The 17,528-nt window shown below is 50.1% G+C and carries 11 protein-coding genes; 1 reads left to right on the top strand and 10 read right to left on the bottom strand.

Translation table 11 applies throughout. From position 1 onward, the window contains the following. Positions 1–324: 324 nt before the first annotated feature. The 5 genes from rsgA to BUB16_RS13620 all read right to left on the bottom strand — a co-directional run bounded on the left by rsgA (position 325) and on the right by BUB16_RS13620 (position 10,674). Positions 325–1,254: a ribosome small subunit-dependent GTPase A gene (gene rsgA, locus BUB16_RS13640; protein WP_073065376.1), complete on the bottom strand. Its 930-nt coding sequence runs from the start codon at positions 1,252–1,254 to the stop codon at positions 325–327. Between the two features lie 22 nt (positions 1,255–1,276). Beyond that, the gene (lon, locus tag BUB16_RS13635) at positions 1,277–3,811 is read right to left on the bottom strand and encodes an endopeptidase La (RefSeq protein ID WP_211483179.1); all 2,535 of its coding nucleotides are present in this window, start codon (positions 3,809–3,811) and stop codon (positions 1,277–1,279) included. A gap of 160 nt (positions 3,812–3,971) precedes the next feature. Further along, positions 3,972–5,543 (bottom strand): DUF5723 family protein, encoded by a 1,572-nt coding sequence (locus BUB16_RS13630; protein ID WP_073065373.1) that lies wholly within the window; start codon positions 5,541–5,543, stop codon positions 3,972–3,974. Positions 5,544–5,562: 19 nt separating this feature from the next. Next, positions 5,563–7,827 (bottom strand): ATP-dependent helicase, encoded by a 2,265-nt coding sequence (locus tag BUB16_RS13625; protein WP_073065370.1) that lies wholly within the window; start codon positions 7,825–7,827, stop codon positions 5,563–5,565. A 156-nt stretch (positions 7,828–7,983) separates the two neighbouring features. Next, positions 7,984–10,674 carry a valine--tRNA ligase gene (locus BUB16_RS13620; RefSeq protein ID WP_211483178.1) on the bottom strand — a complete coding sequence of 897 codons (2,691 nt, stop codon included), beginning with the start codon at positions 10,672–10,674 and terminating at the stop codon, positions 7,984–7,986. Between the two features lie 362 nt (positions 10,675–11,036). Here BUB16_RS13620 and BUB16_RS13615 point away from each other — a divergent pair, with 362 nt between their 5' ends. Beyond that, on the top strand, positions 11,037–11,939 hold the full coding sequence (locus BUB16_RS13615) for a hypothetical protein (protein WP_170864395.1): 903 nt from the start codon (positions 11,037–11,039) through the stop codon (positions 11,937–11,939). A 114-nt stretch (positions 11,940–12,053) separates the two neighbouring features. Here the strand turns inward: BUB16_RS13615 and BUB16_RS13610 are convergent, their stop codons facing one another. The 5 genes from BUB16_RS13610 to BUB16_RS13590 all read right to left on the bottom strand — a co-directional run bounded on the left by BUB16_RS13610 (position 12,054) and on the right by BUB16_RS13590 (position 17,318). Beyond that, on the bottom strand, positions 12,054–12,461 hold the full coding sequence (locus tag BUB16_RS13610; RefSeq protein ID WP_073065367.1) for a hypothetical protein: 408 nt from the start codon (positions 12,459–12,461) through the stop codon (positions 12,054–12,056). Positions 12,462–12,708: 247 nt separating this feature from the next. After that, a complete protein-coding gene (locus tag BUB16_RS13605; protein WP_073065365.1) occupies positions 12,709–13,347 on the bottom strand; it encodes a cysteine hydrolase family protein in 639 nt (212 codons plus the stop codon). A gap of 61 nt (positions 13,348–13,408) precedes the next feature. Beyond that, on the bottom strand, positions 13,409–14,728 hold the full coding sequence (gene rsmB / locus BUB16_RS13600; protein ID WP_073065425.1) for a 16S rRNA (cytosine(967)-C(5))-methyltransferase RsmB: 1,320 nt from the start codon (positions 14,726–14,728) through the stop codon (positions 13,409–13,411). 215 nt (positions 14,729–14,943) lie between these two features. After that, the gene (locus BUB16_RS13595) at positions 14,944–16,266 is read right to left on the bottom strand and encodes an APC family permease (protein ID WP_073065362.1); all 1,323 of its coding nucleotides are present in this window, start codon (positions 16,264–16,266) and stop codon (positions 14,944–14,946) included. Between the two features lie 206 nt (positions 16,267–16,472). Further along, a complete protein-coding gene (locus BUB16_RS13590) occupies positions 16,473–17,318 on the bottom strand; it encodes a class I SAM-dependent methyltransferase (RefSeq protein ID WP_073065360.1) in 846 nt (281 codons plus the stop codon). Between the last annotated feature and the right edge of the window lie 210 nt (positions 17,319–17,528).

The raw sequence follows: 17,528 nt of genomic DNA, 5'->3' as shown, positions 1-17,528 counted from the left end.
AATTCCGTTTTAATCATCGAAATAAAAACTTATATAACGTCTTGCTGCAAAGGCTCAGAGAAGACCCTCTCTAAGTCGTTTGCTTCATAAGACCCTTAATAAATCAGATCGTTTTTTGTACTAAAGAGCGATATCTGCCCGCTCTTGTGGGGCAGCCTATGTTTTTCAGTTTAGTTTTTTATCTCAGACTCAGGTCAAAATACGGAATCATCGCAGGAATAATAAATTTTTTGGGCTCTTCGTTATATCTTAAACGTGGATCCGGGCAATGAGTTCCGACAGTTGTGCTACCCCGGATAATCGCCATTCCACCGGGCAAGCCTGTCAAGCATTTTCCAGCGAATCCAGGATATTAAGATACGAATCGTAGCGGTCGGGATGAATGTGTCCCTCCTCAAAGGCCTGCATAACCCCACAGCCGGGTTCGTGGCTGTGGGTGCAGTTGTTGAATTTGCACTGTTGCCTGAATTCGAGCATCTCCGGAAAGAAAAGAGAGAGCTCCCACGGTTCAATGTTAACCAGCCCGAATTCACGAAGGCCGGGGGTATCCACAAGATAACCGCCTGAGTGCAGGGGCAGGAGCCTGGCAAAGGTCGTGGTGTGGGTACCTTTTTCGTTATAGTCCGAAACAGCCCCGACCTTGCGGTTGATGGAAGGCTCAATATGATTCAGCAGGCTTGTCTTGCCCACGCCCGAGGGACCAACAAAAACCGACGTTTTTTTTCTGAGATCTTCCTTCAGCCGGTTCAGCGATTTCTCATTTTTAATACTGGTACTCAGTACCTTGTATCCGAGGGAATCATAGAGTTCGGCAAAGTCCTCTATTTTTGGCTGATCCGTGCCGGTTGCCAAATCGATCTTGTTCAGTACAATACGCGCGGGAATCTGGTACGCCTCGCAGGTCACCAGGAACCGATCTAAAAATCCACGTTTGATCGCGGGTTTTTTAATAGATTGGACCACATACGCACAATCTATATTGGCGACCAGTATTTGGTTACCTTCCTGATGGTGCGTTGACTCGCGGATGAGATAGTTTTGCCGCTCTTCGATCTCCTGTATACTACCGGAACCGTCGTCATTGATATTAAAATGCACAAAATCGCCCACAGCAATGGGATTGGTAAGCTTGTGCTCTTTGAGCCGAAAACGACCGGGAAGGCGGCAATTAATTTTTTTTGGTTCGCCGTCTTGCCTGTACGATACTTCATACCAGCTGCCGGTAGATTCAACAATGCGTCCTCGGTGTTCCAAATGGGTGGTTTTTCGTTACCAATTATTCCATAATGACGGTTTCTCCCGCAGAGTCGCTGTTCTTCGTTACTTTGCCGTTCTGCGATTTATACTGTTCGCTCACTTTAAAACGATCGGCAGGCTCAACGACAACCTCATCTTCGAGCACGATGTCCAGCAGCGGGTCCATACGCTCCAGATACTGTACTTCAAGATCACCGAGGACATCTTTGTCAATTTCCTCGACGTCCTTTTCGTTTTTCCTGGGCAACAGCACCTTCTGAATGCCGGATCGTTTGGCCGCCAGTACTTTTTCCTTGATGCCGCCCACCGGCAGCACCAGCCCGCGCAAGGTAATCTCGCCGGTCATGGCAAGTGTCCCCTTCACTTTGCGTTGGGTGAAGATGGATGAAACCGCCGAAAAGATGGAGACACCGGCAGAGGGTCCGTCCTTGGGTACTGCGCCCTTTGGGACGTGAATATGGAGATCCCAGTATTTAAACGCCTCTTCGGGGATATTCAGCTCCTCGGAGTGCGCCTTGAGGTATGACATCGCCAGCATGGCCGACTCTTTCATCACATCGCCCAGCTGTCCGGTGATATGCAGCTTGCCGGTGCCTTTGGACACGCTGGCCTCTATGAAAAGGATGTCGCCGCCGTAGGGCGTCCATGCCAGTCCCGTAGCAACCCCCGGCACCTTCGTGCGCTCGGCCACCTCGGAGAAGTATTTTCGTTTGCCGAGGTAATCCTGAAGTTCGTTGACCCCTACGGTATGGCGGCCTTCTTCTCCTTTGGCAATTTTAGCGGCAACGCCGCGGCAGACCGAGCCGATCTGACGTTCCAGAGAGCGTACGCCCGACTCGCGGGTATACTCGTCAATGATTTTTTCGAGGCCCTGATGCGTGAGTTTAATCTGGTCTTCACGGAGACCGTTTTCCTTAATCTGCTTGGGAATCAGGTGTTCCTTTGCGATCTGTGCTTTCTCCTGCAGGGTGTAGCCGCTGATATTGATAATCTCCATACGATCCCGAAGCGGCGCGGGGATAGTATCCAGGGAGTTGGCCGTTGCAATAAACAGCACTTTGGAGAGATCATATTCCAGCTCCAGATAGTTGTCGGTAAAGCTGTCGTTTTGTTCGGGATCGAGCACTTCCAGCAGAGCTGAAGTGGGGTCCCCGCGATAATCGGAACCCACCTTGTCAATCTCATCGAGCATGATAACAGGGTTGGCCGTTTCCGTCTTCTTCATGGAACGCAGGATGCGCCCCGGCAACGCCCCGATATAAGTTCTGCGGTGACCGCGGATTTCGGCTTCATCATGAATACCGCCCAGGCTGAATCGATCAAACTTGCGATTCAACGCACGGGCAATGGATTTACCGAGAGAGGTTTTTCCCACGCCCGGAGGTCCGTAGAAGCAGAGAATAGGTGCTTTCATATCACTTTTCAGCTTCAGGACGGCCAAATATTCAATAATGCGTTTTTTTACCTTGTCCAGCCCGTAGTGATCCTCATCCAGTACCTTCTGGGCATTTTCAAGATCAAGGTTGTCCTCTGAATACGTATTCCACGGAAGGTCGAGGATCCATTCGATATAGCTGTGGATGACCCCGTAGTTGGGCGAGGAGTTGGGTGTGCGCTCCAGGCGTGTAATCTCTTTCTCCACGGTTTCCCGGGCTTCTTCGGGGAGATTTTTCTCCTTGGCCCGCTTGCGAAGTTTTTCGACTTCCTGGTGTTCTCCATCCTCTCCAAGGGCTTCCTGGATCGCTTTCATCTGCTGTCGCAGGTAAAAATCGCGCTGCTGATCGTCAATATCTGACTTTACCTTGGTACGAATCTCTTCGCTGAGATTCAGCACTTGCAGCTCTTTGTTCAGAAACTCCATCACACGCTCCATGCGCGTCGAGAAGGTCCGGATCTCCAGGACTTCCTGCTTGTCTGCAGTCGAAACATTCAGGTTCGAGGAGATGAAGTTCAACAGAAAGATCGGGCTGTTGATATTATTAATCGCAATAGAGGCCTCCGAGGGAATATTCGGCGACAGATTTACGATCTTCGAAGCCGTTTCCTTGACCGAGCGGATGGAGGCATCCCGTTCAACCCCTTCCAGATCCATTTCCTGGTGGTAGGGTTCTACTTTTGCTTTAAAGTAGGGTTCTTTCTGTAAGAACTCGTCAATCTTAAAGGTTGTTTTCCCCTGTATGACAATACTCTTGCTGCCATCAGGCATTTTTATAAGTTTCAGAATCTGGGCAACGGTTCCGATTTCATAGAGATCCTTGGTACCGGGATCTTCATCCTCTTCATTTTTCTGGCTGACAACGCCAATGGTCTTGTCAGATTCGTATGCTTCTTTTACCAGTTCCAGTGAACGGTCGCGACCCACCGTAATGGGCACCACGACTCCCGGAAAAAGAACCGTGTTCTTCAGGGGGAGAATCGGCAGTTCGTCGGGAATTTCAGACTCCGTTAATGCTTTCTCTTCCTCTTCCGACATCAGAGGAATAGCCTGCTCAAAATCGTCGAATTGGTCGTCAATATCCTCAAAGTTGACCATATTTTTGAACATATCCTTCATGTATGTTAATATTTAATCAAAGTTTTATTCATTTGAGTAAGTAGGATGCAAATAAGGAGCCAAGATTATTCCGCCTACCAATTAGTCATACTTACTGGCAAAATAACAAAATGTAGCAGAAAATGGAGTTTTTATTGACAGCTTGACAGAAATTGCGTCATTAAAAATGAAACTGGAATCCGCCAACAGCCACTCCCACCAGCGTCGCCCCGGGAGATTCCTGGCGGAACAGGGTCCGGGCGCCAACGGTGAAATCCCAGTGGTTGGTCTCAATACCGGTGCCCAGTCCCATCTGAAAGGGTTGTTTCGAGGCAAACCGGGTGCCCAGGCGTATAGGGATCCGGGGGAGGGGACGTATTTCAGCGCCGAGTCGCACCCCCAGGTTAGTCGTCGTAAAGGCGGTATCGTAGAGCCCGAGGGTGAGATCGCCCATAAATTTGAATTGTTCGAGATCCAGCAATACGCCCGTATTAACCGATGTGGGGAGAAGAGCAGAATAATTTTCATCAGATTCCTGTTCGGAAACGGCCAGTGGATTGGGCAGCAGGGGAGCCTCGTGCAGGTAGCTGATATACTGTCCACCGGCCCCCACAAACATCGTATTTGCTGCGACCGGCATTTGAGCCCGTAAGGAATCTCTGCCGGATGACATGCGCAGAGGTTGACTGTGATAGCGGATCGTGCCGATATCATTTAATGAGAAGGCGATGCGCAGGGATTTGTCAGGAGCCGATGAGGCGGGTGATTTCGAGCTGTTTTTTTTCCGGCTGCTGAGCGGGATCATGTAATTGAGCCCGAAATCGAAACCGACTCCATAGCCCGTCTGCTGGTAATGATAGTTATCGCGGAAATTATTTCGGATGGCTTCCCCGGGATTGCGGGACTGAAGATAAGCGGTTGTTGCGCCACTAAAACGCCCGGAACTCTGCATGCTGAAGTCGGAAACAAAGGTGCCGGTCATGTTTTCTTCACCATCCCGGATGTAGCGGGCATTATAACGGGCGTCAAATGCGGGTCCGGCCAGGATGATTTTAGGGGCTATGCCGATATAAAGCGTATTCAGGCGAGGCATGAGCCCGTTTACAAAGGTGAATTCCTGAGCATATCCCACAGCGAATTCATAATATTCACTGCGTTGCTGAATTAATGAAAAGTCGCGGATCTGCCGGCCGTTGTGTTCCGTAAACTCGTCCTCGTACCATCCGCGCCCGGTTTTGATGATCGAAGCGTAACGAGCCCGCAGGGCCGCCGACAAAACGTAATCCCGTTGTTGCCATATCGCCCCGCCGAGGATAAGATCCGCCCGCTGCTGATTTTGGGACAACAGCTTATTTTCGGGAAAATGAGTATTCAGAATGCTGTTTCGCTGTTTAGCGTTGATGCTTGCATCTACCTGCGAATAGGGCTGATAGCCATCGAGGAAGTTTGCGAACTGCTGGTTGAGCGAGCTGCTTGAGAGCATCGGCTCAAACTGAACAGCGCCCTGGCCGATCTCAAGGTGAAATTGGCCGGGCTGTTCCCGGATCATCAAATTCGCGGGGTTCCAGAATGTGGCCTCGGGTCCGTTCAGGTAAGCCGTGCCCCCTCCGCCGAGACTCATGTTTTCGGCCGTAATAACCGGTTGCGCGTGGACCGGGCTGCCGGCCAGTCCCCCCACAGCCAGAACCAGAATCAGGCTCAGGATGGAAACTTTCGTGCGTATTTTGATAAATGATGGCGGTTCTTTTCTCAATGGAGTGGTCATTTGAATGCTAACCGATGACTTGCAGTTTAGCCACCCGCAACATCAGTGTTTTTCGTCCTCGTTCCTTAAAATAGATAACGACTTTTGTTTTTTCGCCCTGGCCACTGCGGCTAATAATTTTACCGGGCCCGAAGACATTATGTTCCACTCTGGCCCCCACCTGAAAGGGATCTTCATCCGGGTTGTCATAGTAGATCCGGGTCGTATTGGAAGAGCGGTTTTTTTTCTTATAGAGCGGTTTTTTCCAGTCATATTCAATCTTCGTGCTCCCGGAATCGCTGCTCTCCTTTTGGTCTCCGTTTAAATTGTTGCTGTTTTGCTTGATGGAGGCCCCGGTCTCTGTTCGGACCACATCCGGGCTCACTTCATCCAGGAAGCGAGAGCGTCGTTTTCGCTGCTCTTCCCCATACTTGTACCGGCTGCGGCAGTGGCTGAAGAAAAGCACTTCTTCGGCGCGGGTAATGGCGACGTAAAACAGCCGGCGTTCTTCCTCGATATTCACTTCTTCGTTGTCCCGGCTGCCCACGGGGAACAGCTCTTCCTCGAGTCCCACTACGAAGACCACCGGAAATTCCAGTCCCTTCGCAGCATGAACGGTCATCATGGTAACGGCCGGTTTTTCCTCATCATACTTATCGGTATCGGTAATGAGGCTAATCTCCTGCAAAAACGAGCTCAGGGAGGGATTATTATTGTTTTTTTCGAAATAAGAGATCGCATTTTGAAGCTCCAGGATGTTTTCCCGGCGGGTCATCGATTTGGGAGAATTTTCTTCCACCAGGGATTTCATATAGCCTGACTGTTCCAGCAATTTTTTGGTGATATTGATGAGCTTCCTGCCGTTTTTCAGATCCTTTTTTAGATCATTGATCATCGATACAAACTCCCTGACACTCTTTTCGGCCGGCTTGTAGAGATCGATTTCCCCGACATTTTCCAGGACTCGCCAGAGCGACTGGTTTCCGGCACGCGCCTGTGCCATAAGATCGTGCAGTGATTTGTTGCCGATGCCCCGCGAAGGTTCGTTGATAATGCGGATGAGGTTGGTGTCGTCGTCGGGATTGATGAGAAGCGTGAGATAAGCCAGTACATCCTTAATCTCCTTCCGCTGGTAGAACGAGAGTCCCCCCACCAGCTGGTAGGGGACCCCCTTGCGGCGGAAGGTCTCTTCATAGACCCGGCTCTGGTAGTTGGTACGGTAAAGTACGGCAAAGTCGTTATACCCGTATCCCTTGCGCGCTTTAAGCTCCTGGATATAGTTGGCAACGCGGTTGGCCTCATCGCGCTCGTCATAATTGTCGAGCACCGTAATCGCATCGCCCATATCGTTGTCCGTCCAGAGCGTCTTGTTCAGCTGGCTGTCGTTTCTTTTGATGATGGAGTCAGCGGCCTTCAGGATCGCTTTGGTGGAACGGTAGTTCTGCTCCAGCGGAATTTCAACAGCCTCCTCATAATCACTTTTGAAATCCAGGATATTCCGTATATCCGCTCCCCGGAAAGAATAGATGCTCTGGGCATCGTCTCCGACCACGCACAGGTTCTTGTATTTTCTGGCCAGCATATTGGTCACTTTATACTGGGCATGATTGGTATCCTGGTACTCGTCGATTAAAATATATTTAAACCGGTCCTGGTATTTCTCCAGAACCCCTTCATGCTGCTGGAAAAGCTCAATCGGTTTAACCAGGAGGTCGTCAAAATCCATGGCGTTGTTATGCTTCAACCGCTCCACATATTGCCCGTATATGTTGGCGGTGATGTCGTCCAGCGTGCTGTGAACAAACTTTTCCTGGTAGTGGTCCGGGTGAATAAGTTCGTTCTTGGCATCGCTGATGAGTCGCTGTATTGTGCGGGGACGAATTTCCTTGGGATCGTAGTTGTTTTCGCGCAGCAGCTGCTTAATGGCATTTTTGGAATCGTCGGTATCATAGATCGAGTAGTTGGAGGTAAAGCCGATCTTTTCCGCCTCAAACCGCAGGATCTTGGAAAATACGGAGTGGAAGGTCCCCATCCACAGCCGCCGGGCTTCATCGCCAATCAGCTGCTGGATGCGCTCTTTCATCTCTTTGGCCGCCTTGTTTGTAAAGGTCAGCGCCAGGATATCGTTGGGAGCGGCTTTCTGCTGCTGAATGAGATACGCTATGCGGTAGGTAAGTACGCGTGTTTTACCGCTGCCGGCCCCGGCGACAATAAGCAGGGGACCTTCGGTATGCCGTACGGCACGCTGCTGGGCTTCATTCAGGTCGTGGATAAAATCCGGTTCTTTTGGCATAAACTAAACGTAAGTATTCTCTTTAAAACGTAAGGCTCATCGAAGTCATTCTGATCCTCGCAATGGTTGAATTCCTGCAACAAGGGTGGATGCCTGATGAGCCGGATCAGTACTTATTCACCTTGCTATAGAAATGGTGACGTATATAAGTAGATATTATTCCAGTTCTCTTAAAATTCCCCGGAGCTTCTCCAGGTTCGTTTCCGTGTCGGCCTTTTTATCCCGTTCGCGCTGTACTACTTCTTCGGGAGCATTATTGACAAAGCCGTCGTTGTTAAGCTTTCCTTCAATCGATTTGAGGAAGCCTTGCAGGCGATCGATCTCTTTCCGGATGCGTTCTCGCTCTTTATCAAGATCAACAAATCCCTTCAGGGGGACAAAAATTTCTGTCCCTTCCACAACGGCTGATGCGGAGGTCTCCGGCTTTGCCAAATCGACCCTGATTTCAAGGGTATCGATATGTTGCAGCTTTTGGAAAATCCATTCATTATTCCTGAGAGCCCTGGCCGTCTGTTCATCGCCGGCGCTGATCAGCAGGTCGATGTTGTCGTTGGGACTCAGCTTAAACTCGGCGCGAATATTGCGGACCGCGGAAATGATGCGCTGGATCTTTGAGAACAGGGCCTGATCTTCGGCTGAGACCGCCGACTGGTCAAAAGCGGGCCAGGAGGCAACGATCATCGCCTCTTCGGTTTTGCGGGGACGAATATGCTGCCATACCTCCTCTGTTATAAACGGCATAAACGGGTGGAGTAGTTTCATCAGCTCCTCGAAGAAATTGAGTCCCCGTGCCAGGCGCTGTTCAGGGATGTCGGTGCCCGGCTCATCCGCTTTGATCAGCTCGATGTACCAGTCGCAGAAATCATCCCATATCAGCGAATATATTTTATGCAACGCCTCATTGATGCGGAATGACTCCATATCTTTATTGATTCCTGCGATGGTTTCATGCAGGCGGGAGAGCATCCAGCGGTCAACAAGGTTGGTCTTGTCAATATCAAGGTCCCGGGAATATTCAGTGTCCTCCTGTTTATTCATAGACAGAAAGCGGAACGCATTCCAGATCTTGTTTGCAAAATTGCGGCCCTGCTCGCACAGCTGTTCCTCAAAAAGCAGGTCGTTGCCGGCCGGCGAGGAGAACAGCATACCCACGCGTACCCCGTCGGCCCCATACTCTTCCATAAGCTTGATGGGATCGGGGGAGTTGCCCAGCGATTTCGACATCTTGCGGCGCTGGCTGTCGCGGACGATACCGGTGTAATAGACATTGCTGAATGGCTTTTCGCCGCGAAACTCGTAACCGGCAATGATCATTCGGGCGACCCAGAAAAACATGATCTCCGGGGCCGTTACCAGGTCGTCCGTGGGATAGTAATAGTTAATCTCTTCGTTGTCGGGCTCCCGGATCCCGTCAAAAACGGTAATCGGCCAGAGCCAGGAAGAAAACCAGGTGTCGAGGACATCCTCATCCTGGTGGATATCACTGCCGGCCAGGGAGGGATCGCCCGTTTTTTCCCGCGCTTTTTCCAGCGCTTCTTCCTTCGTCCGGGCAATAACGTAATCATCCCTGCCGTCTCCATAGTACCATGCCGGGATACGCTGTCCCCACCACAGCTGACGGGAGATGCACCAGTCACGGATGTTCTCCATCCAGTGGTTATACGAATTTTTGAATTTTGCCGGGTAAAACTGAATAGTGTCATTCATCACGTTTTCATGGGCCGGCCTGGACAATTTATCCATCCGGCAGAACCACTGCAGCGACAGGCGAGGCTCGATGACGGCATCCGTGCGTTCCGAGTACCCCACCTTGTTGGTCATTTCCTCCACGTCGACCAGCTGGTTCCGTTCTTGTAAATCCGCTATGATGAGTTCACGGGCCTTGAAACGATCTTCACCGACATAGTATTCAGCCGTTTCGCTCAGCGTGCCATCCGGTTTCAGCATGTCGATAATCTCGAGATCATGCTTCTGTCCGATTTGGTAATCGTTCTCGTCATGGGCCGGCGTAATTTTCAGGCAGCCGGTCCCATACTCCATATCCACATAATCATCTGCTATAACCGGCACCTCGCGTTCCACCATCGGGATGATTGCTGTTTCGCCGATCAGCTCCCGGTAACGTTCGTCCCCCGGGTTCACACAGACACCCGTATCGGCCAGGATGGTTTCGGGACGTGTGGTGGCAATGGTCACCCAGCGATCGCTGTTCTTTATCCGGTAGCGCACATGGTACAGTTTCGACTGCTCCTCGCGGTGGATGACCTCTTCGTCCGACAGCGCGGTCTGTGCCTCAGGGTCCCAGTTGATCATCCGTTTGCCGCGGTAGATGTAGCCCCGGTTGTACAGCTCAATAAAACAGTCGATGACCGATTCGTACAGGTCATCCTCCAGGGTAAAGCGCGTGCGTTCCCAGTCGCAGGAGGCTCCTAATTTTTGGAGCTGCTGCAGGATAATACCGCCGTGCTCTTCCGTCCATTCCCAGGCATGTTCCAGGAATTCCTCGCGGGTCAGGTCCGCTTTGGTGATGCCTTCCTTTCGCAATTTTTGTACCACCTTGGCTTCGGTAGCGATGGACGCGTGGTCGGTGCCGGGCACCCAGCAGGCATTTTTGCCCCGCATGCGGGCGCGGCGCACCAGCACATCCTGGATGGTATTATTGAGCATGTGTCCCATATGCAGCACGCCCGTCACATTCGGAGGAGGGATGACAACGGTATATGATTCACGGTCGTCGGGCTCAGAATGGAAAAAACCGTTCTCTTTCCAGAAATCATACCATTTTTCTTCAACGCTGCCGGGATCAAAATGTTTGGGAATGTCCTGTAAGGCCGTCGATCTGTCCAAAATCAGTGTATGCGCTTTAGGTGTTTACATTGGTTTTAAATGGGATGGGAAGATACGAAAAAGGAGGGAAGATGTAGAGCGATTTCTAATAGAATGGGATTAGTTCGATCAGTCTTTGAAGCGGGCGGCTATGGCACAGGCCGCGGTCGCGGGAAACAGGTAAAAGCACCGGACTGAAAAATCTCCCTGTGACAAGCATCGGGCCGTTTTTTTGAGAACATTATGGGCGCAATCCAGTATACCTTGTCTAATGAATCATTTACAGCGTGCCATCTGAAACGAAATGTAAAAATCCAATCCTGATTTCTGTGTCCTTGCTTTTATCCCGAAGGTTTTCCACCTTTGCCGCCGCATCTTTTATAATGCTTTTTTTCTTTGTTCTGGGGTGTTCCCCGAATGGTCAAAAGGAAGGAGGCGATGTTCGCCAGGTTCAGGTAGAAGCGGACGACAGTTACGGGCGGGCGATGGCATTGGGCCGGGTCGACAACGGGGAAATTGACGAGGCATCGGGACTGGCAGTCAATCCGGACCATTCCCATTTATTGTGGACCCACAACGACAGCGGGGATGAAGCCCGGATCTTTTTAATCCAGAAGGATGGGCGCTTCCGGGCGGAATACCATTTGGAAGGGGCTACCAACCGAGACTGGGAGGATCTTGCAGTGGGACCGGGTCCCGACCCGGATACCCATTATTTATACATTGGCGATATCGGCGATAACTATACCTTTTACTCCAGTTATGTCATTTATCGGCTAAAACAGCCGGATATCCGCAGCGGGCAGGGCGGGGGACCTGAGGGCGAAAAGCTGTCCGGCGTAGATGCACTCCGCTTCGTCTATCCGGACGGAAGTCACGATGCCGAAACGCTGTTTATCGATCCATCGACCCGGGATCTGTATATCGTCACTCGTCAGGAGAGACAGGACCGGGTTTACCGGTACCCATACCCGCAATCCACTGAAAAGACCGATACCGTGGAATTTGTGGGCAAGCTGCCGTTCAGCCGGTTCGCGGGTGGTGATTTATCGACCGACGGGCAGGTCCTCCTGCTGAAAACGCTGCCCAGGATATTCATATGGCATCGAAAGCCCAACCAGTCTATTCCGGAGATGCTGGCCGGCACCCCCAGAGAACTCTCCTATGGGACCGGTCCGCAGGAAGAGGCCATCGCATTGGTTCCCGGGGGAAACGGCTACTACACGCTGAGCGAATCCAAGGGTAAACCCGTCACGCTCTATTTCCACCCGGACAGGAGAGAGTAAGTGCCGGGGGCCATATTTTGTGACTACTCACAGATTTAGATATTTAAAAGTTCATCGAATTCCGTCATCGTAGAGAACCAGGATGATTGGTCCGGTCGGCAAATTTAATTTATTTCAGAAATACCAATGGAAACCATCTTGCTCATCAAACTTGAGGACTATTCTCTCCCCCTTCTTGATTTCCAGGGTTTTCTCGTCACTTTGCTGCCATTCAACTCCATTTTCCGTCACATCGCCTATCTGGGCATTTACCGTATGACTGCCCGGATCAAGGGGAATATTAATAAGACCGCTGCTGTACCCTCTTCGAAATATACCTTTAGGCGAATAATTTTCTTCTAAAAGGGTCTCGGCGCCAGCCGAAATTTTTATAGCTACGTCTGATCTTCGCTCCACCTGTTTTACATCTCCACGCTGCATGTGCCGGGGGCGATCTTCATCGTCCTGCTCCTCGGCATACACCGGGGCTCCTTTTTTCTTGAATGAGATCACCAGCTCCGACGCTTTTTCGGGAAGTGGCATCCCGGCTGAACTTGGCCATATAACATTTTGAGAAGATTTTATGTGGGCATAACAGTCTAAGGAGAAAGCGCAGGGCTATTCTGGAATGTACTGTATATAGCTGGCTTCTCAACTTAGCTTCGGTTGTCATTTGAGGATCTTGTACATATGCAGACTTTATATCTTCCCCGGGTAACATGAAACTAACGGTTTCCAAAAAAGTTTTTGAGCATGACTTTTTCCTTGTAAAGGGGTTACACCACACATTTTATTCTTGATCGGATACAATTTCATTTGTTTGGTAAATAGCAACGCCAATATTTCGAAGCTCTTTTTCTCCTTTTGGATATAGACCAGAAGTAGCATCCTTTACAAGGACCGTGCGATAATCTCTTTCGCTTGCTTCATAAATAGTTGTGCGGGGACAATTAGGGAAATTACACCCCGAAACGACAATCGTTGAAGTATTTAGGTCTTGTAAAAATAAATCTAATCTCGTGTTGTAAAAAGCACCCCAGCGTGGTTTATATATCACCCATTCATTGGCTGCCAACTTTTGCGGGTTTGATTGCAGCAACAATTTTGCATCTAACTTGACTGATTTATCAGGCTTTATCTCACTAACAAGTTCTGCACCTCTTGAATGTGGAGTGACAATTTGTGCTCCGTTTTTTATCGATTTTTTCCTGCATATATCAACATTTGATCCATCTGGATTATATAGTCTTACTATATGAATAATAGGCCGATGTTTGCGGCGATAATAATGGACAAGTTTTGATATTTCAGGTATGATTTTTTCAGTTTCCTCAATATATGAGGCCCCGTGTACCCGGCTAAAATCTTCCTGCATATCAATGGTCAAAAGTACGGAATTTGACCAAATAGGTTGTGTATATCGGTCCATAAAAAGTTGTGGTTAACACCTGGCGCATAGCCAATAACCGAGACAACTCATCCGGTTTTGTCTATTTTACCCGCTTCATCAGCACGCCAAAGTGTCCGTCGCAGCGATGCTTGTGGGGAAATGTCTGGTAGCCGAATCCGCCGTCTACCATCACCTCGTCGGGCAGGTAGCCTTCCACGGTCTGTAGCTCAAAATGTTCATGCCGGTCGAGGAAATTCATCACCTGCTCCATGTTTTCTTCCTCTTCGAGCGAGCAGGTACTGTATACAAGGCGTCCGCCTTTTTTTACCATCCTGGAAGCGGAATCCAAAAGCTTCTTCTGCAGTTCAACAGCGTTGTTCAGGCTTTCTTCATCGCGCCGCCAGCGGAGATCCGCGCGCTTGCTCAGCACGCCCGTACCGGTACAGGGAGCATCCAGCAGCACGCCGTCCGCTTCGTCGAGTGTAAGTTCTGTTACGTCGGCCCGCCGCACGCGAATGTTTTCAGCGTGATAGGAGAGGGCACTTTCAGCCAGTCGGTCAAGCCGTTCGGATGAGATGTCCACTGCCAGGATACTTCCTTCGGCGTTCATCAGGTCCGACATGAGTACGCTTTTTGTGCCGGGAGCTGCACAGAGATCATAAATTTCCTCGCCGGGCTCGGGATCCAGCAGAAAAGGGGCAAACCCCGCCGCAATATCCTGGATCTGACAAAACCCTTTGTCGAGCCAGCCCCTGGTAATAAAGGGAGCGACGCTGTCCACCTGGAAATAGCCGGGCAGCCACTCGCTTTCCGTGAACGGAATATCCTTCTTGGTCATGCGGAGTTTGAAGTTTTCGGTTTTGGTGCGCAGGTTGTTGGCTCGTACGTAATAAGTGGGACGCTGGTTATTGGCCTGCATCAACTGAAAGGCTTCGCGCTCACCAAAGCGCCGGGTCCACCGTTCGACCAACCATTCCGGGTGAGAAAATGTTGTGGCAACCAGTTTGGTTCGATCCTCAAACGAGGGCTTGGGAAGGTTTTCAATATCCCGCTGCAGGTTGCGCATAATGGCATTGGTCAGGTCTCCGGTGCGCGAGCCCAGTTTGAGTTTGGCAATCTCTACCGATTCGTTGATGGCTGCATAATCGGGGGTACTGTCCATGAAAATCATGTCGTAGATACCCAGCCGGAGAATATTTTTTAATACGGGTTTCATTTCCCCGATCTTGACATTCGAAAATTCATCGATCAGAAAGTCGAGATATGAGCGGCGTCTTAAAATATTTTGTACATATTCGCGTACCTCAGCGCGGCCACGGGCGTCAAGCTTGTTGGCAACTGAATAATCAAGGATATTATGTTCATCAAAATGTATTAATATTTCTACGCTGACAGAACGGGCAGTTGCTTCAGTATCCAATGCAATATTCAATTTTAGATTAAACTTTTCAGTGACAGTAGCAGGCCGTAACCTTTGTGCTGTATACCGCTGACAAATAAGGTTGACTATTTAAAAAGCAGCCATTTCAGTTTAAGTGACAGGCTGACTAAGATTGCAAAAAATACAGTTTTAGGAGGGGAGTTGCTAATGAAGAATCACGAAATTCGGACGAAATACCGAGAATGTAGCAATCTTCACTTTTGATTGCGTTGTGCGACGTAATAAAGGGGTAATCCGAGTAGCAAAATGCCGATACCGACCAGGGCTCCTGTGCCGGTAAAAACGACGCTTGAATAGAGCAGGTAAAGGCAAATAAGCATAAAAATGATCGGAGTCAGGGGATAGAGGGGAACGCTGAACGAGCGGTCATCTTTTTTGTCTGAATTTGTCCTGAAGATAAAGAGAGAACCGGTCGTGAGCAGAATAAAAAACCAGAACACGGGGGCCGTATAATCGACCATCGTAGAAACAGCCTCCTGGGTGAAGCTCCCCAGTCCGACCAGTCCGAGGGCAATTCCCCCCTGCAGTAACAAGGCATTGATCGGGGCATTGGCCGTTTTATTCCACCGGCCCAGAAATCGAAGGAGCGAAAAATCGCGTCCCATCGCGTAGTTTGTCCGTGCACCGGTAATGATGGTGGCATTAGCCGTTGACAAGGCCGAAACAATGACGATTAGAGCCATGACAAGGGCGCCTCCGGAGCCGATAATGCGATTGCTTAATTCAACACCGATAATATCGGAATTTCTGAGGGTCTCCAATCCCAAAATCTGAATATATGCCGCATTGATCAGCAAGTACAGGAAGGTGATGGTTGTGATAGCGAGCAGTAAGACGCGGGTCATATTTTTTCTCACGTTCTTGAGCTCTGCCGAGAGGTAGACGCCTTCATTCCACCCGCCATAGGTTAACAGTACGAAAATCATGGCTGCACCGGCTGAACTGGTTACATCGCCCGATAACGGAGCAACGTCCGTGGCTGGTTCGTGGATCAGTCCCGCCGTCCCCGCTACAACGAGTACCATGACGATGAGGGATGTTAAGAGGCCCTGGGTATTTTTGGAGGGCTGTGTCCCCCAAATATTCAATCCCGTCAGCGTAATAATAGTAAGCGCGGCATAAACCGACGAGCTGTAGGGCCCGAGGGGATAAATAGTCGTGGCATAATCGCCCAGGATAAAAGCTGTAAGGGCAATGGCGCCCGTTTGAATGACGGACATTCGTCCCCATGAAAACAGGAAGCCTACGGCCGGACCGTAGGCCTCCGTCAGAAAATGGTATTCCCCGCCGGCATCCGGCTTGTTTGAGGCCAGCTCCGCGTAGCAGAGTGCCCCGATAATGGATATGAGTCCCCCGGCCAGCCAGAACCCCAGGTAGTGCAGCTCGGTAGAGGCATTCTGAGCCACCATCGACGGCAAACGGAAGATGCCGATACCGACTACTATACCGATGATAACTGCGGCCGCGCTTAGATTATTGAAAGTCGGTCGCGGTCGGCCGCGGTCGGTATTTTCCATAGCTGTTTCAGAGCCTCAGTTGAGGAATATTTATTTCTGCAGGACTTTGCAAAGCTACGATCCTGTGAGGAATTCGGCCGAACTTTTACAACCGTGGCGTGTTCGGGCGATCCTGCTAAGCCGTTTCGCGTAGCATACCCGGAAATACATTCAAAGCATGCGGATGCGGGTGTCCAAAGTCCCCGTTTATATCTGTTTGATGTTCATTATTGATGTGTGGCTGTCCACGACGAGACCGTCTTGTCGTCGGACGTGTGATGCTGCACGGTTCCTTCGACCGTATCCCCATCTACGCGGCCGCTATAGATATAATGCTGGTCTCCATCCACAGCCCGGAACGATATGCGGTCTCCCTCCAGCTCTTTTTCCCGGATATCATAGGAGGTTCCGTTTTCGTCCGACAGGGATACCGTCATATTTTGATATTGTTGATCAACCTGCATGTTGAAGTTTTTCCCGTTAACGGACCAGTTCCAGCTGCCGTCAACTTTGGCCGGAATGACCCAATAATAAATGGTGTGCGTCCGGTTGGTATTCTCTGACGACAGCGTTACTTCCCGGTCAGGCTCCCAGTCGCCCATATCAAAACTGTGAGATACAATGCGGGTTCCGGGCTGAAGCTCATCAAGCAATGTCGGCCGTAACTTTTTGTTAACCGACGGCAACAGGTACATCGTAATAACGGAGGCTTCGCTAATATCAGTTTCGAAGATGTCCTGCTCCTTAAACAGTACTTTGTCATCTACCTTCTCTTTTCGTGCATTCTTTCGTGCTTCGGCAATGCGCTCGGGATCCAGGTCAATACCGTGTCCTGAGGCCCCGCGCTTGGCGGCGGCAATGACGATACGCCCATCGCCAGAGCCCAGATCTATGACATAGTCATCGGACTGAACCTGTGCGATGTCGAGCATCTTTTCTACCACTTCATTGGGGGTGGGAACATACGGGACGTCAAGATCCTGGGCACTTAGCGGCAGCGAAACGCTAAGAAAAAAACCAATTACAACGGCTTTGTATATAGCAGAGTACGACTGGCGTATAAAAGTTGGCATAATGGTCACCAATAAATTGATTGAAATATGTAGTTAGGTTACTTTCTTTATCTTTCTAAAAAGGTATAAGTACGTGCATAAGGCTTGATACTCGTTATTGACAGGCAATATAGCCATACTGATACACTAACGCCGCTATATGATATCTTTTAACGAAGCTTTTTGCAAAACCGTTTTTTTGGCCACTATCTGCATTTTCGCGTCTTCAAA

Source organism: Fodinibius roseus, assembly GCF_900129315.1.
GTDB lineage: Bacteria > Bacteroidota > Rhodothermia > Balneolales > Balneolaceae > Fodinibius > Fodinibius roseus.
Note: the sequence above shows the minus strand (reverse complement) of the source record. Positions and strands in the feature narration are given on the sequence as shown.

What these genes read in the sequence shown, in the direction of transcription:
- BUB16_RS13625 (WP_073065370.1), bottom strand. Translation starts at nt 7,827, where the DNA reads ATGCCAAAAGAACCGGATTTTATCCACGACCTGAATGAAGCCCAGCAG.
- BUB16_RS13595 (WP_073065362.1), bottom strand. Translation starts at nt 16,266, where the DNA reads ATGGAAAATACCGACCGCGGCCGACCGCGACCGACTTTCAATAATCTA.
- lon (WP_211483179.1), bottom strand. Translation starts at nt 3,811, where the DNA reads ATGAAGGATATGTTCAAAAATATGGTCAACTTTGAGGATATTGACGAC.
- BUB16_RS13610 (WP_073065367.1), bottom strand. Translation starts at nt 12,461, where the DNA reads ATGCCACTTCCCGAAAAAGCGTCGGAGCTGGTGATCTCATTCAAGAAA.
- BUB16_RS13615 (WP_170864395.1), top strand. Translation starts at nt 11,037, where the DNA reads ATGCTTTTTTTCTTTGTTCTGGGGTGTTCCCCGAATGGTCAAAAGGAA.
- BUB16_RS13590 (WP_073065360.1), bottom strand. Translation starts at nt 17,318, where the DNA reads ATGCCAACTTTTATACGCCAGTCGTACTCTGCTATATACAAAGCCGTT.
- BUB16_RS13605 (WP_073065365.1), bottom strand. Translation starts at nt 13,347, where the DNA reads ATGGACCGATATACACAACCTATTTGGTCAAATTCCGTACTTTTGACC.